The organism is Microbacterium sp. NPDC060117, from assembly GCF_042729315.1.
In the GTDB taxonomy this organism is placed as follows: Bacteria; Actinomycetota; Actinomycetes; order Actinomycetales; family Microbacteriaceae; genus Microbacterium.
The window spans coordinates 962,598-983,968 of record NZ_JBHWXR010000002.1 but is presented as its reverse complement, the minus strand read 5'-3'; the positions used below and the strand labels follow the sequence as shown (position 1 = coordinate 983,968).

Annotated in this window: 17 protein-coding genes; 13 read left to right on the top strand and 4 right to left on the bottom strand. The window is 70.9% G+C overall.

Annotated features, from left to right (window positions below):
* Nucleotides 1–22: 22 nt before the first annotated feature.
* From ACFWCK_RS10870 to ACFWCK_RS10860, 3 genes are all read left to right on the top strand, one after another.
* Nucleotides 23–991, top strand: coding sequence for an FKBP-type peptidyl-prolyl cis-trans isomerase (locus tag ACFWCK_RS10870; RefSeq protein WP_378805809.1), 969 nt, complete (start codon nucleotides 23–25; stop codon nucleotides 989–991).
* 89 nt (nucleotides 992–1,080) lie between these two features.
* On the top strand, nucleotides 1,081–2,166 hold the full coding sequence (gene dxr, locus ACFWCK_RS10865) for a 1-deoxy-D-xylulose-5-phosphate reductoisomerase (protein ID WP_378805808.1): 1,086 nt from the start codon (nucleotides 1,081–1,083) through the stop codon (nucleotides 2,164–2,166).
* 85 nt (nucleotides 2,167–2,251) lie between these two features.
* Nucleotides 2,252–3,583: a M50 family metallopeptidase gene (locus ACFWCK_RS10860; RefSeq protein WP_378805807.1), complete on the top strand. Its 1,332-nt coding sequence runs from the start codon at nucleotides 2,252–2,254 to the stop codon at nucleotides 3,581–3,583.
* Nucleotides 3,584–3,611: 28 nt separating this feature from the next.
* On the opposite strand, the gene ACFWCK_RS10855 is transcribed toward ACFWCK_RS10860, so the two are convergent.
* A complete protein-coding gene (locus ACFWCK_RS10855; RefSeq protein ID WP_378805806.1) occupies nucleotides 3,612–5,516 on the bottom strand; it encodes an anthranilate synthase family protein in 1,905 nt (634 codons plus the stop codon).
* A 237-nt stretch (nucleotides 5,517–5,753) separates the two neighbouring features.
* Between ACFWCK_RS10855 and ispG the strand changes: the two genes are divergently transcribed.
* A complete protein-coding gene (gene ispG, locus ACFWCK_RS10850) occupies nucleotides 5,754–6,905 on the top strand; it encodes a flavodoxin-dependent (E)-4-hydroxy-3-methylbut-2-enyl-diphosphate synthase (RefSeq protein ID WP_378805804.1) in 1,152 nt (383 codons plus the stop codon).
* The gene (locus ACFWCK_RS10845; RefSeq protein WP_378805803.1) at nucleotides 6,902–7,762 is read left to right on the top strand and encodes a hypothetical protein; all 861 of its coding nucleotides are present in this window, start codon (nucleotides 6,902–6,904) and stop codon (nucleotides 7,760–7,762) included. The genes ispG and ACFWCK_RS10845 overlap by 4 nt, the downstream gene beginning before the upstream one ends.
* A gap of 35 nt (nucleotides 7,763–7,797) precedes the next feature.
* Here the strand turns inward: ACFWCK_RS10845 and ACFWCK_RS10840 are convergent, their stop codons facing one another.
* Nucleotides 7,798–9,141: an erythromycin esterase family protein gene (locus tag ACFWCK_RS10840; RefSeq protein WP_378805801.1), complete on the bottom strand. Its 1,344-nt coding sequence runs from the start codon at nucleotides 9,139–9,141 to the stop codon at nucleotides 7,798–7,800.
* Nucleotides 9,128–10,546, bottom strand: coding sequence for an RNB domain-containing ribonuclease (locus tag ACFWCK_RS10835; protein ID WP_378805800.1), 1,419 nt, complete (start codon nucleotides 10,544–10,546; stop codon nucleotides 9,128–9,130). The genes ACFWCK_RS10840 and ACFWCK_RS10835 overlap by 14 nt, the downstream gene beginning before the upstream one ends.
* Before the next feature lie 53 nt (nucleotides 10,547–10,599).
* On the opposite strand from ACFWCK_RS10835, the gene ACFWCK_RS10830 reads away from it, so the two are divergent.
* From ACFWCK_RS10830 to ACFWCK_RS10810, 5 genes are all read left to right on the top strand, one after another.
* Complete coding sequence (locus ACFWCK_RS10830; RefSeq protein ID WP_233310725.1) at nucleotides 10,600–11,373, top strand: isocitrate lyase/phosphoenolpyruvate mutase family protein; 774 nt, start codon at nucleotides 10,600–10,602, stop codon at nucleotides 11,371–11,373.
* A 93-nt stretch (nucleotides 11,374–11,466) separates the two neighbouring features.
* The gene (locus ACFWCK_RS10825; protein WP_378805799.1) at nucleotides 11,467–13,224 is read left to right on the top strand and encodes a proline--tRNA ligase; all 1,758 of its coding nucleotides are present in this window, start codon (nucleotides 11,467–11,469) and stop codon (nucleotides 13,222–13,224) included.
* Nucleotides 13,225–13,360: 136 nt separating this feature from the next.
* Nucleotides 13,361–13,960, top strand: coding sequence for a pyridoxal 5'-phosphate synthase (locus ACFWCK_RS10820; RefSeq protein ID WP_378805798.1), 600 nt, complete (start codon nucleotides 13,361–13,363; stop codon nucleotides 13,958–13,960).
* Complete coding sequence (locus tag ACFWCK_RS10815; RefSeq protein WP_378805797.1) at nucleotides 13,957–14,397, top strand: cupin domain-containing protein; 441 nt, start codon at nucleotides 13,957–13,959, stop codon at nucleotides 14,395–14,397. The genes ACFWCK_RS10820 and ACFWCK_RS10815 overlap by 4 nt, the downstream gene beginning before the upstream one ends.
* A gap of 92 nt (nucleotides 14,398–14,489) precedes the next feature.
* Nucleotides 14,490–15,530, top strand: a complete 1,041-nt coding sequence (locus ACFWCK_RS10810; RefSeq protein ID WP_378805796.1) for a TIGR00730 family Rossman fold protein — start codon at nucleotides 14,490–14,492, stop codon at nucleotides 15,528–15,530.
* Between the two features lie 81 nt (nucleotides 15,531–15,611).
* Here the strand turns inward: ACFWCK_RS10810 and ACFWCK_RS10805 are convergent, their stop codons facing one another.
* On the bottom strand, nucleotides 15,612–16,970 hold the full coding sequence (locus ACFWCK_RS10805) for a flavin monoamine oxidase family protein (protein WP_378805795.1): 1,359 nt from the start codon (nucleotides 16,968–16,970) through the stop codon (nucleotides 15,612–15,614).
* Between the two features lie 144 nt (nucleotides 16,971–17,114).
* On the opposite strand from ACFWCK_RS10805, the gene nusA reads away from it, so the two are divergent.
* Genes nusA through infB form a run of 3 tightly spaced genes read left to right on the top strand, consistent with a single transcriptional unit; the run spans nucleotide 17,115 to nucleotide 21,273 of the window.
* Entirely contained in the window at nucleotides 17,115–18,104 is a 990-nt protein-coding gene (gene nusA / locus ACFWCK_RS10800) for a transcription termination factor NusA (RefSeq protein WP_233310731.1), read from the top strand.
* 35 nt (nucleotides 18,105–18,139) lie between these two features.
* Nucleotides 18,140–18,430 carry a YlxR family protein gene (locus ACFWCK_RS10795; RefSeq protein ID WP_233310732.1) on the top strand — a complete coding sequence of 97 codons (291 nt, stop codon included), beginning with the start codon at nucleotides 18,140–18,142 and terminating at the stop codon, nucleotides 18,428–18,430.
* Nucleotides 18,431–18,489: 59 nt separating this feature from the next.
* Nucleotides 18,490–21,273 (top strand): translation initiation factor IF-2, encoded by a 2,784-nt coding sequence (gene infB / locus ACFWCK_RS10790; protein ID WP_378805794.1) that lies wholly within the window; start codon nucleotides 18,490–18,492, stop codon nucleotides 21,271–21,273.
* The last annotated feature ends 98 nt before the right edge of the window (nucleotides 21,274–21,371 follow it).

Below are 21,371 nucleotides of genomic sequence, written 5' to 3'. Positions count from 1 at the left end.
TCCCTACGTCTCGAGGTCCTCCGTGCGCATCCGCATCGCCGCTGCTCTGTCCGCCGTCGCCGCGACGGCTCTCCTGCTCTCCGGCTGTGCCGGCGCCGCGAACCCCTCGGCCTCGCCGTCGCCGTCCGCGTCGTCGTCGTGCCTGCTCGATGCCAAGCCGGGCAAGGCCTCCGACGCGGTCAAGGTCGAGGGCGAGGGCAAGGACCTGAAGGTCACCGTGCCGTCCGGCACCGACATCGACGCCGCCACCGCGGTTGAGCGCACCGTGGTCAAGAAGGGCGACGGGAAGAACGTGGTCGCGGGGGATCTGGTCTCCGTGCAGTACCGCATCGTGAACGCCGCCGACAGCGCATTGCTCGACTCCAGCGCGCGCGGCGTGGACGACCAGCTTCCCGTGCTCCTCGACCCGAACCAGCAGTCGCTCTTCGTCGCGGCGCTGGAGTGCCAGCCGCTCGGTTCCGCCGTCGTGCTCGCCCTCCCCGGCAAGGTGATGGGCGAAGGTCAGAAGGCGATCGTCGTCTACGCGCAGTCCACGAAGGCTCTGCCCACGGTCGCGACGGGCAAGGAGGTCGCCCCGGTCGAGGGCATGCCGACGGTGAAGCTCGACAAGGACGGCGCCCCCGAGATCACCATCCCGAAGACCGACCCGCCCACGGCGACGACCATCGCGAACCTCAAGCAGGGCGATGGTCCGACGGTGCAGAGCGGCGACTACGTGATCGTGCAGTACCGCGGCGTGACGTGGGCCGACGGCAAGGAGTTCGACTCCAGCTGGAAGCGGAAGGCTCCTGCGCAGTTCCAGACCACGGGTGTCGTCCCGGGCTTCCAGAAGGCGCTCGAGGGGCAGAAGGTCGGATCCCAGGTCCTCGTCGTGATCCCGCCGGCCGACGGCTACAAAGACCAGGCGCAGAACGGGATCCCGGCGAATTCGACACTGGTGTTCGTGATCGACATCCTCGGCACGGTGCCGGCAGCAGCCCCCGCACAGTGATCCGCCCCTGAGGCGATCGAGGGCCCGTGCGCGTCGGACGATGCGCACGGGCCCTCTTCCGTCGGCAGGACACGGCCTAGGCTGAGGCCATGCGTCGCGTCCTCATCCTCGGCTCCACCGGCTCCATCGGCACTCAGGCTCTCGACGTCATCAAGGCGAACCCGGATCGGTTCGAGCTGGTCGGGCTCGCCGCGGGCACGCAGGCGGATCTGCTGGAGCAGCAGGCCGAGGAGTTCGGCGTGGACGACACGGCACTCGGCGCCGCTGAGGCCGAGCAGCTGGTCCGCGACATCGAGGCCGATGTCGTCCTCAACGCGATCACCGGATCCATCGGCCTCGGCTCGACGCTCGCGGCCCTCAAGGCCGGCCGCACCCTGGCGCTCGCGAACAAGGAGTCGCTGATCGTCGGCGGTGCGCTCGTGACCGCGCTCGCGCAGCCCGGTCAGATCGTGCCCGTGGACTCGGAGCATTCGGCCATCGCGCAGGCGCTGCGCTCCGGCACGAAGCAGGAGGTCCGCCGCCTCGTCGTCACCGCCTCCGGAGGGCCCTTCCGCGGCCGGATCCGCGAGGAGATGGCGGCGGTCACACCGGCCGAGGCGCTCGCCCACCCCACCTGGGACATGGGGCGCATGGTCACCACCAACTCGGCGACGCTCGTGAACAAGGGCCTCGAGGTCATCGAGGCGCATCTGCTCTTCGACGTGGACTACGAGCGGATCGAGGTCGTGGTGCACCCGCAGTCGATCGTGCACTCGATGGTGGAGTTCGTGGACGGATCCACGATCGCGCAGGCGTCCCCGCCCGACATGCGCCTGCCCATCTCGCTGGGCCTGGACTGGCCGAACCGCGTGGGCGGGGTCGGGCGTCCGATCGACTGGACCAAGGCGGCCAGCTGGACCTTCGAGCCGCTGGACAACGCCGCCTTCCCCTCCGTCGCGCTGGCGAAGCACGTCGGCCGGGCCGGGCGCACCTTCCCCGCGGTGTACAACGCGGCGAACGAGCAGGCGGTGAACGCGTTCCACGAGGGGCGACTGAGCTTCCTCGCGATCGTCGACACCATCCAGCGCGTCGTCGATGCGCACGAGCCGCCGGATGAGCTCACCGTCGAGTCATTGGCGGACGCCGAGGCCTGGGCGCGGGCGACGGCGGACCGGATGATCGCCGCACAGGCGTGAGAGGTCGCGTCGGGTCCCGAGCATCCTGGCGACTGCACAGGTCCGGCACGGCCGTTTCCTAGCCCCGCACCGGTAACGTGGCGGGGTGGAGATCCTGCTATACATCGGCGGCCTGCTGTTCGTGCTGGTCGGGCTCGGTGTCTCGATCGCCCTGCACGAACTCGGGCATCTCGTTCCCGCCAAGCTGTTCGGGGTGCACGTCGGTCAGTACATGATCGGCTTCGGGCCGCGACTGTTCTCGAAGAAGATCGGCGAGACCGAGTACGGCGTCAAGGCGCTTCCGATCGGCGGCTTCATCTCGATGTCCGGCATGTACCCGCCCTCGCCCGGCGACCAGGGCGACGACGTCGGGCGGAGTCGGTCGCGCGGCGCTTTCCGCACGCTCATCCAGGACGCGAGGGCTGCGAACGACGAGACCATCGACCCGGAGCGCGCGAGCCGCGTCTTCTACCTGCTCCCGGTGTGGAAGCGGGTCGTCGTCATGTTCGGCGGGCCGTTCATGAACCTGGTGCTCGCGGTCGTCACGTTCACGGTGCTGCTGAGCGGGATCGGCCTGCAGCAGGGTACGACCACGATCGCCTCGGTCTCGGAATGCGTGCTGCCGGCCGGTTCCACCCAGACCTCGTGCTCCGCCTCGGATCCGGTAGCGCCCGCGGCGCAGGCCGGGGTCAAGCCGGGGGACAGGATCGTCTCGGTCGACGGGAAGGACGTCAGCACCTTCGCCGAGGCCAGTGCGATCATCCAAGCCTCTCCCGGCAAGACCATCCCGCTCGTCGTCGAGCGCGACGGATCCCGGCTCACGCTGTCGTTGACCCCGGTCGCCGCCCAGCGGCAGGAGGCGGACGGCAACGGTCGCGCCGTCGTCGACGACAAGGGCAACGCGGTGATGCACGCGGTCGGCTACGCCGGGGTCGGTGCGCAGCTCGCCTACGTGCAGCAGCCGCTGTCGGCCGGGTTCGAGCAGGCGATGGCGAACACCGGTTCCGTCGTCCAGCTCATCGGCAACCTGCCCGTGCGGCTGTGGGACGTGGGTGTCTCCCTCGTCACGAACACGCCTCGCGACCCCAATGGCCCGCTCAGCGTGATCGGCGTGGGCCGGATCGCCGGGGAGGTGGCCGCGGCCGACGCTCCGCTGCTGAACCGGTTCGCGGTGCTGCTGAGCCTCATGGGTTCACTCAACATCGCCCTGTTCGTGTTCAACCTGATCCCGCTGCTGCCCCTGGACGGCGGGCACATCGTGGTGGCGCTGTGGGACGGGGTGAAGCGGGCGTGGGCGAAGGTCTTCCGGCGTCCGAAGCCCAAGCCCGTCGACGCCACCCGCCTCGTGCCGCTCACGATCGTCGTCGCGGCGCTGCTGGTCGGCATGGGCGGTCTGCTGCTCGTCGCCGACCTGTTCCACCCCGTGACGATCGGCTGAGCAGGTTCCCGGCGCTCCTGGGCGCGGCTCAGCGCGCGCTCAGGGCGTGCCCGACCAGGCGCTGCAGCGTCGTCATCCCGTCGCGGGACAGGATCGACTCCAGGTGCCCCTGCACGGACGCGAACGCCGGCCCGCGCAGGGCGTAGACATCCCCGGACTCCGCATCCGCGGACACCTCGGCGACGTCGGCCTCGGTCGTGCCCGGCGTCACGCGCGCCGTGAACGTGTTGTAGAAGCCGATCGAGGCGTCCTCGCCGAACACCGGCACCGACTTCTGCAGCCCCTGGTGCGGGCTGGCGAGCGGTGCGAGCTCGATCCCGAGGGAGTCCGCGAGGATCTGGTGGCTGAGGCATACGGCGAGCAGCGGGCGTCCGCCAGCGCGACGCCGAGCGACGAGCGCACGCATCCGGGCGACGCGGAGTGAGGAGTCGTCTCGCGGGTCGCCGGGGCCGGGACCCGCCACGAGCAGATCCGCGGCGTCGATCTCGGCGTCGTCGGCCTCCGCCCACGGCAGGATCCGCACGTCGAGCCCGAGGTGGCGCAACTGGTGCGCGAGCATGGTCGTGAACCGGTCCTCGGCGTCGACGACCACGGCCGTGCGCCCGGCGAAGGGCGCCGCGGCCGTCGTGCCCGTGCCGCCGTCCTGCGGGTTGATCCAGAACTCGGCGAGGCGGGCGTTGCGGGAGGCGAGCAGCGCCTGGATCTCCGGATCCTCGGCAGGGGTCGAGCCGGATCCGGGGGCATCCGCATCCTCACGGGCTTCGGCGGCGGTGTCCCGCGCAACGGCGCCGATCGCCCCCAGCACTCCCGCGGCCTTGCCGTGGGTCTCGCCGACCTCGCCGGCAGGGTCCGAGTGGCGCACAAGGGTGGCGCCGACCGGGACGCTCACCTCCCCGTTCTTCAGATACACGGTGCGGATCAGGATCGGCGCGTCCAGGTCATGCCCGCCGGCGTCGTTCGGAGTGAAGAGCGCCGCCACGCCGGAGTAGTAGCCACGCGGCTTGCGCTCATGCCGGCGGATCACCGTGCAGGCGTTCTGCATCGGGGATCCGGTCACGGTGGGCGCGAACATGGTCTCGCGCAGGATGTCGCGGGGGTCCAGCCGGCTGCTGCCGCGCAGCATGTACTCGGTGTGCGTGAGCCGCGACATCTGCTTGAGGTGGGGCCCGGTGATCCGTCCGCCGTCGGAGCAGACGGCGCTCATCATCTTGAGTTCCTCATCGACCACCATGAACAGCTCCTCGGTCTCCTTCGTCGAGGAGAGGAACTCGCCCAGCGCCGCCGTGGTCGAGCCGCCGGCGGGGTGGCGGAACGTGCCGGAGATCGGGTTCATGGTGACCACGCCGCCCTGCGCCACGACATGCGCCTCGGGACTCGCGCCGACGGCGACCACTCCCGGGGTGACGACCGCGAACGTCCAGTACGCGCCGCGCTCGTGCTCGAGCAACGCCCGGAACCAGGTGAGTGCCGCGGTGCGCTCCGCGTCGGGCACCGTCGTGTCGATGCGGGCGGTGTAGTCGCGGCGGATCACGAAGTTCGCGCCCTCGCCGCGGCCGATCTCGTCGGCGATCACGCGCTCGACGATCGCCGCGTACTCCTCGTCGCTGAGGTCGAAGCCGCCGTCGTGCAGGGGGATCGGGTCCGCGGGCAGCGCCGCGCGCACCTCTTCCGCCGGCAGGTGCAGGTGCTCGTCCACGAGCAGGCAGCGCAGCGGGGCGCCGTCGTCCTGCGCCTCGAAGCCGCGCTCGCGCACCTGGCGGTACGGGACCAGCGAGAACACCTCGCGGCGCTCGCCGGCGGTGCCCAGGGGGATGTCGGCGAGGTTCGTCACGTCGACGATCTCGCCGGTGAGCAGCTCGACGCTGTCCGAGCCCTCGCGGGCGAGCAGGACGAACGACGAATCGAGAGCGTGGATCCGGTCGGCGGTGGTCATTGAAGGTGCTCCTGAAAGAGGGATCCGACGCGGCAGAAACGACAAGACCGCCCCGGAAGGCGGTCTGGATCGTGGGTCGCGAACTCTCCGCCTAACGGGCGGGCCACCAAGAGCGGTTCGCGGACATGCGCCGAAACTACCACACCGGCGCGGCGGGGCCGCACGTCGTGACGTTCGCGGCGCGCGCTCAGCTCGCGCGCGGATCCCGTCCAGCCGCGCACGGGTACCCTGGGAGACGTGCCAGCTGTGAACCTGGGGATGCCCAAGATCCCCGACGTCCTCGCCCCGCGACGCAAGAGCCGCCAGATCAAGGTGGGCAAGGTGCTCGTCGGCGGCGGCGCTCCCGTCAGCGTGCAATCGATGACGACCACGAAGACCACCGACATCAACGGGACTCTGCAGCAGATCGCCGAGCTCACGGCCTCCGGCTGCGAGATCGTGCGCGTCGCCGTGCCCTCGCAGGACGACGCCGATGTGCTGCACATCATCGCGAAGAAGAGCCAGATCCCGGTCATCGCCGACATCCACTTCCAGCCGAAGTACGTGTTCCAGGCGATCGACGCCGGCTGCGCGGCCGTGCGCGTGAACCCGGGCAACATCCGCAAGTTCGACGATCAGGTCGGCGCGATCGCGGCGGCGGCGAAGGCCGCGGGCGTGTCGCTGCGCATCGGTGTGAACGCCGGGTCCCTGGACCCACGGCTGCTCGAGAAATACGGCAAGGCCACCCCTGAGGCGCTCGCCGAGAGCGCCCGCTGGGAGGCGTCGCTGTTCGAGGAGCACGACTTCCACGACTTCAAGATCTCCGTCAAGCACAACGACCCGGTCGTCATGGTGAAGGCGTACCGTCTGCTCGCCGCGATGGGCGACTGGCCGCTGCACCTCGGTGTGACCGAGGCGGGTCCTGCGTTCCAGGGCACGATCAAGTCGGCCACGGCCTTCGGCATCCTGCTCGGCGAGGGCATCGGCGACACGATCCGCGTCTCCCTGTCGGCGCCGCCCGCCGAGGAGGTCAAGGTCGGGCACCAGATCCTGCAGTCGCTGAACCTGCGCGAGCGCAAGCTCGAGATCGTGTCCTGCCCGTCGTGCGGGCGAGCACAGGTCGACGTGTACACGCTCGCCGAGAACGTCACCGAGGGTCTCAAGGACATGACCGTGCCGCTGCGCGTGGCCGTCATGGGCTGCGTCGTGAACGGCCCGGGTGAGGCCCGCGAGGCCGACCTCGGCGTCGCCAGCGGCAACGGCAAGGGGCAGATCTTCGTCAAGGGCGAGGTCATCAAGACCGTGCCCGAGGAGGACATCGTCGCCACTCTCATCGAGGAGGCGAACCGCATCGCCGACGAGATGGGCCCTGGCGCGCCGATCGGCACCGCGCAGGTCGTCACCTCGTGACCAGCGCCACGATCGTCACCTTCCCGTCGGGATCCCTCGTCGAGTCCGCCCGCGTCGTGGGCGTGCATCCGGCGGATGGCGGCGCCGTCGTCGTCCTGGATCGGACGCCCTTCCACCCTGTCGACCACACCTGGCCGGACCAGCCGGGGGATCGGGGTTCGCTGCGGGTGGACGACGTCGAGGTGGCCGTGACCGAGGCCGTCATGGCGGCCGTGAGCGACGAGGGCGAGGTCGCGTTCGGGGCCGATATCCCCGTCAAGCGGGGCGCGGAGGGCTGGACCTGGCTCGTCGGGCACCGGATCGAGGCGGTTCCTTCGGTGCTCGCTGCCGGGGCCGCGGCCGAGGCCGCTGTCGACGCTGAGCACCGCGCGGGTCTGAGCCGCGGGCACACCGCGTGCCACCTGGCCTCGTTGGCTCTGGATCTGTCGGTCGCAGACCTGTGGCGCAAGGATCCCGGATCCGACGCACTCGGCACCCCTGACTTCGAGGGGCGCGCGAATCAGACCAGCTTCATCCACGAGGACGGCGCGGTGGACGAGTACCGCCTCGGCAAGAGCCTGCGCAAGGCGGGTTTCGACACCGAGGGCTTCGCCGCGTCTCTGGCCGAGCGCGAGGATCGCATCAACGCGCAGCTCGCGGCCTGGGTCGCGTCCGGCGCACCGAGCCGGATCGACGTGGAGGGCGAGACGATCGTCGATCGCCGCCGCTGGGTGTGCGAGCTGCCCGAGGGCACCCCGTCGATCCTGTGCGGCGGGACGCACGCGTCATCGCTCGCGGAGTTCGCGTCGATCACGGTGACCCTGGACCTTTCGGATCCGCAGCTGCTGGTGATGACGACGTCGGCGGTGCCGGCGTAGCCTCGGCGCCTTCTCGTCGTCCCCGTCGGCGCGATTCAGCGCCGGTCCAGCCCCCGCTCGTCGATCCACGTCTGCCAGGGTGAGGCCGTCCGGATGAAGGCCACGGCGTCGCGCGCGTGGCCGGGCTGGACCACGTCGCCGTTGTGCCAGCCTGTGGTCGCGTCGAGCGCGGAGGCGGCCCCCGGGGGAAGGATACGCAGGTCCACCACGGCGTCGCCGATGCCGGAGCGCTTCAGCACCGCGTCCAGGCTCGACTCCGCGAGCGGTGCGAGCCGTGAGACGAACGGGCGGGAGTGCCCTGGTGGATCCGCGGGGTCAGGGCAGTGCAGCCATTGCTCGCCGCCGCCGAACGCCGTGCCGATCACCACGAGGTCGTCGCCGATCCGATCGCTGAGATGCGCACCCATGGTCGTCATCGGATCCGGCACGAACGGGGGAGCGGAGAACGGGGTGCGCTGCACATGACCGTTCGCGGCGGCGACGACGATGCGAGGCTCGCGCCGCAGGATCCACTCGACGGTGTCGGCCATCCACTCGTCGCGGATGTTCGCGGGCGGCCAGGTTCGGGTGGGACCTGCGGCCATCGCCTGCAGGAATGCGTCCGCCGCACGGGCGCCGTCCGCGGCGCGGATCGCGAAGTCCACCCGTGCCTCGGCGCCGGCATCGCCGCCGAGCGCGGCGATCTGCTCGCGTCGGCGTGCGCGGATCCGCGCCGAGAGGTCGGCGATGCCGACGGTGATCGCCGCGCGTTCGGAGTCGGGCAGCGCCAGATGAGCCTGGATGGTCGGCGCCGCCTGCGCCAAACCCGTCCGGTCGTCGGGCAGGTACGCGAACCGCGGCAGCAGCGTCGCGCGCAGGTGTGCGGCGTAATGCGGATCGGTCTCGTCGAGCACCGCGAGCGCGGCCGCGATGCCCGGCAGGGCACTCGCCGAGGAATCGGGCAGGTCCATCCCGTACCAGCGCGGTGCGGGATGTCCGGCGGCGGTGCGCTCGCGCATCCAGGTGACCTGGTCGAGCATCTCCTGGCATGCGCCGAACCGGTAGGAGATCCCCTCTCGCAGAGTGTCCCGCAGGCGGCCGCGGCCGGTGCGGATCCAGTCGTCGACGTGGCGCCCCTCGGGCAGGCCGCTCTCGGTCACCAGCGCTGTGAAGCCGGCGCGGCGATGCAGGAACCGGAACACACGATGGCGCAGCGCGAAGAACTCGTGCACGCGGTGCATGGATTCGCCGATCGCGACGACGCGCGCATCGCCCACGATGTCCAGAAGCGGCTCGAGGTCCGCGTCGTCCTCGTCGTCGGGGTCGAGCGTGCGCAGGCGATGCGCGTGGGTGCGCAGCCACGCCGAGAGCTCCGCCGAGGCATCGTCAGGCGACGGCAAAGGAGACCTGCCCCTTCGCGACATCGACCGCGTTCAGGATCACCCGGATGGTCGCCCCCGCGGCCGCCGAGTCCGGCAGTCCCAGCGATGCGGTCACGGGCGGATCCGCGATCTGCACGGTTCCGCGAGCGCCGTTGCGCCGGATCACGACCGCGTCGAAGGGCTCGCCCACGTGCGGCGCCAGCAGCGCCGCCTCCACGAGGTCGAGCGTGCGCGAGTTCAGCGTCGACGAGCGCTGGGCAGACGCGCGCATCAGATCCGGAACCTGCGCGAGGCTGTCGTGCACCCAGGCCGGGATCTCCTCGCCCCGGCTCACGGCGAGCGAGATCGCGAGCGACCAGCGGTCCACGAGACGCCGCAGCGGCGCGGTCGCGTGCGCGTAGGGTGCGGCGATCGCCGCCTGCGTCGTCTCCGCGGGCACCTCGCCGTCGAAGGCGACGTACCCGGCGCCGCGGAACAGAGCCGACGCGGCCTCCAGGATCGGCAGGGTGCGCGGATCTTCGCGATCCAGTCCACGCAGATAGTCGCCGTATCGCCCGGTCGTCCACGCCACGCCGAGCGCGGCGGTCTGCCGCCGGAACGTCTCGAATGCGGCGTCGTCGGGCTGTGGCATGGTCCGCAGGATCCCGACCTTCGCCTGCAGCATGAGCTGAGCAGCCGCCATGCCCGTCATGAGCGACAGCTGCGCGTTCCAGTCCTCGATCGGCAGCGGGGTACGGCGCTCGATCGCGTAGGTGCCGTCGTCGCGGCGGACCACCTCGTCGTCGGGCAGGTTCAGGCTCGCCCCGCCCCGCTGCGCCTCCTGCGCCAGTCGCAGCCGCCCGACCTCGGGGAGGAGTGCGGCCGGCGTGTCGCACCCCGCGTCGAGGTCGGCCTGCGTCGTGACGTAGTCCAGCTTCGCGCGTGATCGGATCAGCGCGCGCTCCAGGCGGGTGTCGATGACGGATCCGGCGGCGTCGAGCGCGAACGTCCACACCAGGGCCGGGCGGTCCTGATCCGGCAGCAGTGAGGCGTGGTCCTCGCTGAGCACGGGCGGATGCAGCGGAATCGTCCCATCCGCCGCGTACAGCGTCTCGCCGCGGGCGCGGGCCGCCTCGTCGAGCGCGCCGCCCGGCGCGACGAACGACGGGACGTCCGCGATCGCGTAACGCACGGTGTAGCCGGATCCGTTCCGCTCGATCTGGAAGGCCTGGTCGAGATCCATCGACCCCGCGGGATCCAGCGTCGCGAACGGGATGTCGCGCAAGTCCAGATCCGGCGTCGGTGCGGTCGCCGATGCGGCTTCCGCCAGTGCCTCGGGCGGGAACCCTGCAGGCGCATCGATCTCGGTGCGCAGAGCCGCAAGCGCGGTGGCGAGCTCGCTCTGTGCGGCGGACGGGGCGACGTGCGGTCGGCGCTGCAGCATGGGTTCAGCCTAGGCCGCGCTTCCGGTCGGAGCCGGGTATTAGCGTGGTGTCCATGACCACCTCTGCCGACAAGGCCCGCACCCTCGCCGCGCTCTACGCGGCCCCCGAGATCCTTCGCGTCGTGAACGTGTGGGACGTCGTCTCCGCACAGGCGATCGCCGCCCTCCCCGAGACCACGGCCATCGCGACGGCCGGACATTCGATCGCGTCGTCCTACGGCTACGCCGATGGCGCGATCCCGCGCGAGCTCATGCTCGACATGGTCGGCCGCATCGCCGCTGCCGTCGAGCTGCCGGTGACCGCCGATCTCGACGACGGCTACGGCGACGCGGGGGAGACCGTGCGTCTCGCGATCGGCGCAGGCGTGGTCGGCGCCAATGTCGAGGACCGGCTGCGCCCCCTCGCCGAGGCTGCGGCGGACGTCGAGGCGATGATCCGCGCGGGCGAGGCCGAAGGCGTGCCGTTCGTGCTGAACGCGCGCACCGACGCCTTCGTCCGTGGGGGCGGCCGCCCGGTCTCCGAGTCCGTCGCCGACGCGATCGAGCGCGGTCGGGCCTACCTGGACGCCGGCGCCACCGCGGTGTTCGTGCCCGGCATCCTCGACGCGGACACCACGCGCGCCCTCGTCGAGGGGATCGGACACGGCAAGGTCAGCGTGATCGGCCTGCCCGGCGCGCTCACCTCCGCCGAGTACGAGGCGCTCGGCGCCGCCCGCATCTCCTTCGGTCCGCTGCCGCAGCGGGTCGCTCTCACAGCGCTGCAGGACAGCGCCGCCGAGATCTACGCCGGGGGCATCATCCCGGCGAGCACCCGCGCCCTGAACTGACGCCTCCGCGTCCGGACCAGCTCTGAAACGCCCGATCGCCCCGCCCGCGCAACCCCGCACGGGCGGGGCGATCGCCGTCACTAGACTTGTTCCGTGGTGACTCGTCTCTCGAACTTCTTCCTCCGCACGCTCCGTGAAGACCCCGCCGATGCGGAGGTCACGAGCCACAAGCTGCTGGTCCGGGCCGGATACATCCGCCGGGCCGCGCCTGGCGTCTTCACCTGGCTGCCGCTCGGACTGCGGGTCAAGGCGCGCATCGAGCGGATCATCCGCGACGAGATGGAGAACGCGGGAGCGCAGGAGGTGCATTTCCCTGCGCTGCTGCCGCGCGATCCCTACGAGCGGTCCGGCCGCTGGGAGTCCTACGGCGATGGGATCTTCCGCCTGCAGGACCGCAAGGGCGCCGACTACCTCCTCGCCCCCACGCACGAGGAGATGTTCACGCTGCTCGTGAAGGACCTGTACTCCTCGTACAAGGACCTGCCCCTCACGATCTACCAGATCCAGGACAAGTACCGTGACGAGGCCCGTCCGCGCGCCGGCCTCCTGCGTGGCCGCGAGTTCACGATGAAGGACGCCTACTCGTTCGACGCGTCCGATGCGGGGCTCGACGCCAGCTATCAGGCTCAGCGCGACGCCTATGAGCGCATCTTCCAGCGCCTCGGGCTCGAGTACGTCATCGTCAACGCGGACAACGGCCTCATGGGCGGCGCGCGCAGCGAGGAGTTCCTGCACCCCACGCCCGTCGGCGAGGACACCTTCGTGCGCTCCGAGGGCGGCTACGCGGCCAACGTCGAGGCGTACACGACCGCCGTTCCGGAGCCCGTGCCCTTCGATGCGGACGGCGCCCCGGTGATCTTCGACTCGCCGAACACGCCCACGATCGACACGCTCGTGGCGCACGCCAACGCGAACCTCGAGGGGGAGTTCACCGCAGCCGACACCCTCAAGAACGTGGTGCTCGCGCTCACCCACCTCGACGGCACCCGCGAACTCGTCGTCGTCGGGATCCCCGGCGACCGAGAGGTCGACGAGAAGCGCGCCGAGGTGGCCTTCGCGCCCGCCGAGGTCGAGGCCGCGACGGCGGACGACTTCGAGAACCACCCCCTTCTGGTCAAGGGCTACATCGGCCCGTGGTCGCCCACCGGCGCGATCCTCGGTGAGGAGTCGGCCACCGGGATCCGCTACGTCCTCGACCCGCGGGTCGCCGAGGGCACCAGCTGGATCACGGGCGCCAACATCGATCAGAAGCACGCGCACTCGGTCGTCGCCGGCCGTGACTTCTCCGCGGACGGCGTGGTCGAGATCGCCGACGTGCAGGAGGGCGACCCCGCCCCCGACGGATCCGGTCCGGTGTACCTGGCGCGCGGCATGGAGATCGGCCATGTCTTCCAGCTGGGCCGGTTCTTCGCGGAGACGCTCGGGCTCAAGGTTCTCGACGAGAACGGCAAGCTCGTGACCGTCACGATGGGCTCCTACGGCATCGGCGTGACCCGCATCCTCGCGATCATCGCCGAGCTGAACAACGACGAGAAGGGGCTGGTCTGGCCCGCCTCGGTGGCGCCGTTCGACGTGCACGTCGTCGCGGCCGGTCGCGATCAGCTCGCCTTCGACGTCGCGGCCGACGTGTCGGCGCAGCTCGAGGCGGCCGGACTCGACGTGCTCTACGACGACCGTCCGAAGGTCTCACCCGGTGTGAAGTTCGGCGACGCCGAGCTCGTCGGCGTGCCGCGTGTGCTCGTCGTCGGCCGTGGCGCCGCCGACGGCCAGGTCGAGCTGTGGGACCGCCGCACCGGCGAACGCGACACCGTGTCCATCGCGGAGGCGGTTCAGGCGCTCACCACGCGCTGAACGACGCCGGCACCGCACGAGGGCCCCGCGCATCCGAAGAGCATGCGCGGGGCCCTCGGCGTGAGCTCCGCGGCGCAGTGACCCGGCTCGCGGCGCGCTGAGTCCGCGGCGGGAAGGGTTCCTGCAGGATGGGGACATGGACATGACGCCTGCCGCCTGGCTGCGAGCACGCCCCGCGCTCACCGGATCCGCGCCGGCGCTGCATCCCGGATCGGTGCCGGACGAACCGCTCGCGCTGTTCCTGAACTGGATCACGACCGCGGCGGAGGCGGGCGTGGCCGAACCGCACGCCGCGACCCTGGCGACGGTCGATCTCGACGGGGTCCCGGACGCGCGGACGCTCATCCTCAAGGACGTCGACGAGCGCGGCTGGGCGTTCGCAGGAACGCGGTCATCCGCCAAGGGCAGGCAGCTCGCGGCCCATCCCGCGGCCGCGCTGAACTTCTGGTGGCAGCCGGTGCTGCGCGCCGTGCGGGTGCGCGGTCCGGTGCGCGAGGCCTCCTCCGACGAGAGCGCGGCCGACCTCGCGGCGCGATCGGCTGCGGCGCGAGCCGGGGTCGCGGACGGGGACTGGGTGCTCTGGCGGATCGTGCCGAGCCGGATCGAGTTCTGGCAGGGCGCGACGGATCGCCGGCACACCCGGATCGTCTACACCCGCCACGGTGACGGCTGGCTCCGGTCGTGGAGCGAGGGCGAGGACGCGCGCAAGGGCGCGAACGAGGAGGAGAGCGCATGAGCGGATACGAGGTCGCGAGCATCGGCAGCCCGGACGAGTGGCGCGCGTTCCACGGCGGATTCGACGCGGCGCGCTCGCGCGACGGGCGGCGCGTCGTCGACCACGAACTGGCCATGCAGTACATCGGCATGACCGCGAACGCCCTGGAACCGGGGGAGGAGGCCGGTTACTGGCACACCCACTCCCGGATCGAGGAGCTCTACGTGTTCCTCGCCGGGCGCGGCCAGATGGGCGTGGGCGACGAGGTCGTCGAGGTGGGGCCCGGCACGGTCGTCCGGGTCGGACAGGACGTGCCGCGGACGTGGCGTGCGCGCCGGGACAGCGCCGGCGAGCTGCGCTGGCTGTGCATCCGCGCCGGTGGGGGGGAACTCCCGCATCTCCCGGACGACAGCGCGCGACTGCCGGAGCGGCCCATGCCCTGGAGCGCTGCGGACTGAGTCGGCTCACCGGGCGGGCGGGTGCTGCTCCAGGCATCGTCCGCTCCGCGCGGCGGCACCCGCCGTTCATCGCGGCGTGACACGCTGGAGGCATGACCGACGAGATCCTGCCTCCGGCCCTCCGAGCCGAGATCAACGCTGTTCTCGATGACGCCGGCGTGCACGCGGACCGGCGCCTGGTGCTGCGGATGCTGCAGACGGCGGTGCTGCTCGGCGAGGACGGCGCCGATCGACTGGATCTGAAGATCGCCTCGGCGGCGCTCAGCGAGATGCGCAGCGCCTTCCGGCTGTTCGCACCGTTCCACGGCGTGCCCAAGGTGACCGTCTTCGGATCCGCCCGCACCGCCCAGGACGACCCGCTTTACCGGCAGGCGCGCGACGTGGCGGCCGCGCTCGCCGCAGAGGGCTGGATGGTGGTCACGGGCGCGGGCCCGGGGATCATGCAGGCCGCTGCGGAGGGCGCGGGCCCCGAGCGCTCTCTCGGGGTGTCCATCCGACTCCCGTTCGAGGAGAAGGCGAACACGATCGTGGCCGAGCAGGAGCACGTCGTGGCGATGAAGTACTTCTTCACGCGCAAGCTCATGCTGATGAAGGAGTCCCGCGGGTTCATCTGCCTCCCCGGCGGCTTCGGCACCCTGGACGAGATGTTCGAGCTGCTCACCCTGCAGCAGACAGGCAAGGCCGAGCCCATGCCGATCGTCCTGCTGGACGAGCCCGGCGGGACGTTCTGGCGCGGCCTGGAGCGCTTCGTGCAGGAGGACCTCGCACCGACCGGGGTGATCTCTCCCGGCGACTTCGACCGAGTCCAGATCACCGATTCCGTGTCGGAGGCGACGGCCGTCATCACCGGGTTCTGGCGCAACTACGACTCGCTGCGGTGGGTGGGCGACCTGCTGGTGCTGCGCCTGCGCGCAGAGCCGACGGCTGACGAGATCGCTCAGCTCAACGAGCAGTTCGGCTCGATGCTGTCGTCCGGTCGCATCGAGGCATCCGGTCCGCATCCCGTCGAGCTCGCCGACAAGGATCTGGTCGAGCTGCCGCGGCTGTCGCTGCACCTGGATCAGCGTGCCGTCGGCGGGCTGTTCCGCCTCATCGGCGCGATCAACAGACTCGGATCCGCCCCCGGCCGCTGAACGACGCCTCGAACCGGGCGCGGGGCCGGGCGGCGCGTGCACGCCATGCCCTCCTCAGGACCACGACTTCGCGGGCTGTCGTCACGCCTCGGAAAGCAGGATCCCCGCGGCGAAGGCCTCGAGGTCGACGCGGCGGCCGAGGATCCGCTCCGCGGCGCGCACCCCCGACGCGTACGCGCCGCCGACGGTCGCGGGCTCCGCGCCCCAGGTCGCCTCGCCGGCGAAGTGCAGCACGCCGTCGACCGGGCCCGCGAGGGCGTCGTGGTCGCCGTGCGATGATCCGGTCGCGAGGTGCGAGTAGGACCCCAGCGAGAACGGATCCTGTCCCCAGCGCGTGATCCACTGCGCGACCGGCTGGGTGACGCTCTCTCCGTAGAGCCTGCGCAGGGCCGCCACCGCATCGGCGGAGATGGCGTCGTCGGTCAGCGTCTGCATGCGCTGGCCGAACGGTCCGGCGGCGAAGGTCAGCAGGGTGGGGCGACCGCTGATCGCGGACACGTCGTACCAGGAGTGCCAGTGCTCACCGGGCTCTCCGAGGGCGCGGATCGCGTAGACGCCCTCATCCCAGAAACGCTCGGAGAACTGGAGGAAGATCTTGTTGAACACGCCCATCCCGAGTCGCGCGAGCGGATCCGCGACCTCGGCGGGCAGCGCCGGTTCGAAGGCGATCGTCCCCGCCTTCAGCACGCCGAGGGGCACGGTGACGACCGCCTGCGCCGCGGTGAAGACGCCGCGGTCGGTCTCGACCCGCAGCCCCTCGGTGCGGCGCACGATGCGCCGCACCACGTGCTCGAGCCGCACGTCGAGGCCGGCGGTGACGCGACGCGGCAGTTCGTCGTAACCGCGCGGGAAGACGACCTCATCGCCGTCGATCGCGTCCTCGTCGAGCCCGTGCGCGTCGAGATCGCCGATCCACGCGCCGCACTGCTCCTCGACGCGATGCCGGAAGAACTCGCGGATCTCGTCGACGCGCTCGGGATCAATCGCGTCCCTGTGTCGCTCCAGCGCGTCGAGGGCGCGCTCGGTCACGTCGAGGTACGTGTCGCCGGGACGAGCACGGGAGATCTGCTCCTGCACGGCGTGGTCGGCGGCATCGACGTCGGCGACCCATTGCGCGCTCTCGGTGGCGGACATCCGCCGCGCCGCGCCGTCGAAGTCGGCGATCGGCCTGCCGCCGGCCTGGAAGCTGCCGACGGTGAACTCGATGGACGGCGCGCCGAGTGCCTGCACGAGCTCCCAGAGGCGGGAGTCCTCGATGCCGTGGATCCAGGAGGCGCCGAGATCGACGGAGAAGCCCGCGTCCCGATCCGTGTGCATACGCCCGCCGATCCGGTCCCGCGCCTCCAGCACGGCTACGCGCTGCCCGGCGTCGCTGAGCAGCCGCGCGGCAGTCGCGCCGGACATGCCGGCGCCGATCACGATCGTGTCGAACTCGGGCACGGGTGCTCCTCTGGGCGTCTTCGTCTGCGGATTCTCGGGCGCGGCGCTCGGGAGGCTTCGCCGAGGCGGGTGCGGCCAGGGTATCGTTGTACGGATGTCGTGCGTGCGGGTGCGCGCCGACGAGAGCTGAACAGGGAGGCCGTCATGGATATCGATCTCGGATTGCTGCGCACGATCGAGCGGGAGAAGGAGATCCCCTTCGACGAGCTGATCGCGATCATCGAACAGGCCGTCCTGACCGCCTACGCCAAGCATGACTCGGCGGAGGGCGTGCTGACCGAAGGCGCCCGCGTCGAGCTGGACCGCAAGACCGGCCACGTCGCCGTCCTCATCCCCGTGCGTGACGAGGAGGGCGTGATCATCGGCGAGGAGGACTCCACGCCCGATGACTTCGGCCGCATCGCCGCCTTCGCCGCGAAGCAGGTCATCGGCCAGCGCCTTCGGGACATCGCCGACGACGCCGTCCTGGGCGAGTTCCGCGGCAAGGAGGGCGACATCGTCGCCGGTGTCATCCAGCAGGGTCCGAACCCGCGCATGATCCACGTCGACCTTGGATCCGTCGAGGCGATCCTCCCGCCCGAGGAGCAGGTGCCGGGCGAGGAGTACACGCACGGAACCCGCATCCGCGTCTACGTGACGTCGGTCGCCAAGGGGATGAAGGGTCCGGCGATCACCGTGTCCCGCACGCACCCCGGACTCGTGCGCAAGCTGTTCGCGCTCGAGGTGCCTGAGATCGCCGCGGGCCTGGTCGAGATCGTCGCTCTGGCTCGCGAGGCCGGGCACCGCAGCAAGATCGCGGTGAAGGCGAACGACCCCGCGATCAACGCCAAGGGCGCGTGCATCGGCGAGATGGGCCGTCGCGTCCGAGCGGTCACCGAGGAGCTCGCGGGGGAGAAGATCGACATCGTCGACTATCACCAGGATCTGGCGACGTTCGTCGCGCATGCACTGTCGCCCGCCAAGGTGACCAGCGCGTTCGTTCTCGACGCCGGTACCAAGGCCGTGCGTGCGCTCGTCCCCGACTACCAGCTGTCGCTCGCGATCGGCAAGGAAGGGCAGAACGCCCGCCTCGCCGCCAAGCTCACCGGCGCCAAGATCGACATCCAGCCGGACTCGATCCTCGACGGCGCCTGAGCGGGCGCGTTCGCCTGCCGCGCCCGAGGTGTAAGATGGAGCCTGTACGAACGTGTGTCGGTTGCCGCGCTCGTGCATCTCGCACCGCCCTGCTCAGGGTGGCAATCCGGAACGGTGAGCTCGTCTTCGACGGGCAGGCCGTGCTGCCGGGGCGGGGTGCGTGGGTGCATCCGACTCCGGAGTGCGTGGACACCGCCCTGCGGCGACGCGCCTTCGCCCGTGCGCTCCGTGTGTCCACTGCAATGGAATTCCCGGAAGCAGAGAACATGCAGACCCTCGAGAAACGGCTGAACGGCTATGGAAACAAAGTGAACGGCTCGAAATGAGACCCGTCCGCGACTAGTGGTCTGCCCTGCCAGGGCGGACCGACCCTGACAGGAGAATTGTGGCTGGTAAACCACGCGTGCACGAGATCGCCGCTGAACTCGGCGTCGACAGCAAGTTCGCACTCGCGAAGCTCAAGGAGCTCGGCGAGTTCGTGAAGTCCCCCTCATCCACGATCGAGCCTCCGGTCGCGCGCAAGCTGCGCGCGGCGATCGAGGCCGACAAGCCGGCGGGTGCCACGGCTGCGGCCGCCCCGGCGGCCAGCGCCGCTGCGAGTGCGCCCGCCCCCGCGAGGAGCGCGGCGTCCGGTGCGCCCAAGCCCGGCCCCAAGGCGCCGACCCCCGGCCCGAAGCCGGGACCGGCCAAGCCCGCTGAGCCCGCCCCGGCCCCCGTGGCCGAGGCCTCTGCGGCTCCGGCCGCACCTGCTCCGGCGGAGCCGGCCGCGGCGGAGAAGCCGTCTGCGGACAAGCCCGGTGGATCCGGTGCGCCGCGACCCGGTGCGCCCCGTCCTGGCAACAACCCCTTCGCCTCGCAGCAGGGCATGGGCTCGCGCCCCGCGGGACCGCGTCCGGGCAACAACCCGTTCGCTTCCGCGCAGGGCATGGGCTCGCGCCCGACCCCCGGCAACATCCCGCGTCCGCAGGCTCCGCGTCCCGGATCCCCGCGCATCGGCGGGCCCCGTCCCGGCCCCGGCGGTCGTGCCGGCGGTCCCGGTCGTCCTGGTGGCGGCGGTCGTCCCGGCGCTCCCTTCCAGCAGCGCACCGGCGGCCCCGGCCGTCCCGGTGGTGCCGGTGCCGGTGGGTTCCAGCGCCCCGGCGGCGCTCCCGGCGCCCCGGCCGGCGGCTTCGCCGGTCGTCCCGGCGGTGGTGGCGGCCGTGGCCGTGGCCCCGGTGGCGGCACGGCCGGCGCATTCGGCAAGGGCGGCGGCAAGAGCAAGCAGCGCAAGTCGCGGCGGGCGAAGCGGCAGGAGTTCGAGATGCGGTCGGCGCCGGTCGTCGGCGGCGTCAACGTCTCGAAGGGCAACGGCGAGATCATCCGCCTGCGTCGCGGCGCCTCGATCGCCGACTTCGCGGACAAGCTCGAGGCGCTGAACGGCTACACCGTGCAGCCCGGAACGCTCGTCACGATCCTCTTCAACCTCGGCGAGATGGCCACGGCGACGGAGTCGCTGGACGAGGCCACCTTCGAGGTGCTCGGCGCCGAGCTGGGCTACAAGGTGCAGATGGTCTCGCCCGAGGACGAGGACAAAGAGCTCCTCGAGGGCTTCGGTCTCGACCTCGAGGCCGAGCTGGAGGCGGAGAGCGAGGACGACCTCGAGATCCGTCCCCCGGTGGTCACCGTCATGGGCCACGTCGATCACGGTAAGACGCGACTGCTCGACGCGATCCGTCAGACCAACGTCATCGATGGCGAGGCCGGCGGCATCACGCAGCACATCGGTGCCTACCAGGTGTGGACCGAGCACGAGGGCATCGAGCGCGCCATCACGTTCATCGACACCCCGGGTCACGAGGCGTTCACTGCCATGCGTGCCCGCGGTGCGCAGGTGACCGATATCGCGATCCTCGTGGTCGCCGCCGACGACGGCATCATGCCGCAGACGGTGGAGGCGCTGAACCACGCCCAGGCGGCCGGTGTGCCGATCGTGGTCGCGGTCAACAAGGTGGACAAGCCCGAGGCCAACCCGGCCAAGGTGCGTCAGCAGCTCACCGAGTACGGCCTGGTCGCCGAGGAGTACGGCGGCGACGTCATGTTCGTCGACGTCTCCGCGCGTGCGAACACGGGCATCCAGGACCTTCTGGACGCCGTGCTGCTCACCGCTGACGCCGGCCTGGACCTCACCGCCAACCCGAACAAGGCCGCGCGAGGCATCGCCATCGAGGCGAAGCTCGACAAGGGCCGCGGTTCGGTCGCCACGGTGCTGATCCAGTCCGGAACGCTCCGGGTCGGCGACGCGATCGTCGCGGGCACCGCCTATGGGCGCGTCCGCGCCATGATCGACGAGAACGGCGATGCGGTCGAGGCCGCGGCTCCGTCCCGCCCGGTCCAGGTGCAGGGTCTGAACTCGGTCCCGCGCGCCGGCGACGTCTTCATCGTCACCGAGGAAGACCGCATGGCCCGTCAGATCGCGGAGAAGCGCGAAGCCGTCGAGCGCAACGCCCAGCTGGCCAAGGCCCGCAAGCGCATCTCGCTCGAGGACTTCACCCGTGCTCTCGAAGAGGGCAAGGTCGAGACGCTCAACCTCATCATCAAGGGCGACGTGTCCGGTGCCGTCGAGGCGCTGGAGGAGTCGCTGCTCAAGATCGAGGTCGACGATTCGGTGCAGCTGCGCATCATCCACCGCGGTGTGGGCGCGATCACCGAGTCCGACGTGAACCTGGCGACGATCGACAACGCGATCATCGTGGGCTTCAACGTCCGCCCCGACACGAAGGCCCGTGAGGCCGCGTCCCGCGAGGGCGTGGACGTGCGCTTCTACTCGGTCATCTACAACGCGATCGACGAGATCGAGAACTCCCTCAAGGGCATGCTCAAGCCGGAGTTCGAAGAGGTCCAGTCGGGTGTCGCCGAGATCCGCGAGGTGTTCCGCTCCTCGAAGTTCGGCAACATCGCCGGTGTCATCGTCCGCTCGGGCACGATCACGCGCAACGCCAAGGCGCGGGTCATCCGCGACGGCGTGGTCATCGCCGATGGCCTGGCCATCGAGTCGCTGCGACGGTTCAAGGACGACGTCACCGAGGTCCGCACGGACTTCGAGGCGGGTATCGGCCTGGGCAAGTACAACGACATCCAGGTCGGCGACGAGATCGAGACCACGGAGATGGTGGAGAAGCCGCGCGCTTGATCGCGCGTGGTGACGCCTGAGGCACCCTGTGCCGGCCTTATGGGGCCCGGTCCGCTTCGCGGACGCCCCCACGGTCGTCACAGGGTGCCTCTGGCTCC

Excerpts from the sequence above, each read along its gene's own strand:
- dxr (WP_378805808.1), top strand. The coding sequence starts at position 1,081 with ATGCGTCGCGTCCTCATCCTCGGCTCCACCGGCTCCATCGGCACTCAG.
- ACFWCK_RS10830 (WP_233310725.1), top strand. The coding sequence starts at position 10,600 with ATGACCACCTCTGCCGACAAGGCCCGCACCCTCGCCGCGCTCTACGCG.
- ACFWCK_RS10820 (WP_378805798.1), top strand. The coding sequence starts at position 13,361 with ATGGACATGACGCCTGCCGCCTGGCTGCGAGCACGCCCCGCGCTCACC.
- ACFWCK_RS10810 (WP_378805796.1), top strand. The coding sequence starts at position 14,490 with ATGACCGACGAGATCCTGCCTCCGGCCCTCCGAGCCGAGATCAACGCT.
- ACFWCK_RS10855 (WP_378805806.1), bottom strand. The coding sequence starts at position 5,516 with ATGACCACCGCCGACCGGATCCACGCTCTCGATTCGTCGTTCGTCCTG.
- ACFWCK_RS10795 (WP_233310732.1), top strand. The coding sequence starts at position 18,140 with ATGGAGCCTGTACGAACGTGTGTCGGTTGCCGCGCTCGTGCATCTCGC.
- ACFWCK_RS10815 (WP_378805797.1), top strand. The coding sequence starts at position 13,957 with ATGAGCGGATACGAGGTCGCGAGCATCGGCAGCCCGGACGAGTGGCGC.
- ACFWCK_RS10835 (WP_378805800.1), bottom strand. The coding sequence starts at position 10,546 with ATGCTGCAGCGCCGACCGCACGTCGCCCCGTCCGCCGCACAGAGCGAG.
- nusA (WP_233310731.1), top strand. The coding sequence starts at position 17,115 with ATGGATATCGATCTCGGATTGCTGCGCACGATCGAGCGGGAGAAGGAG.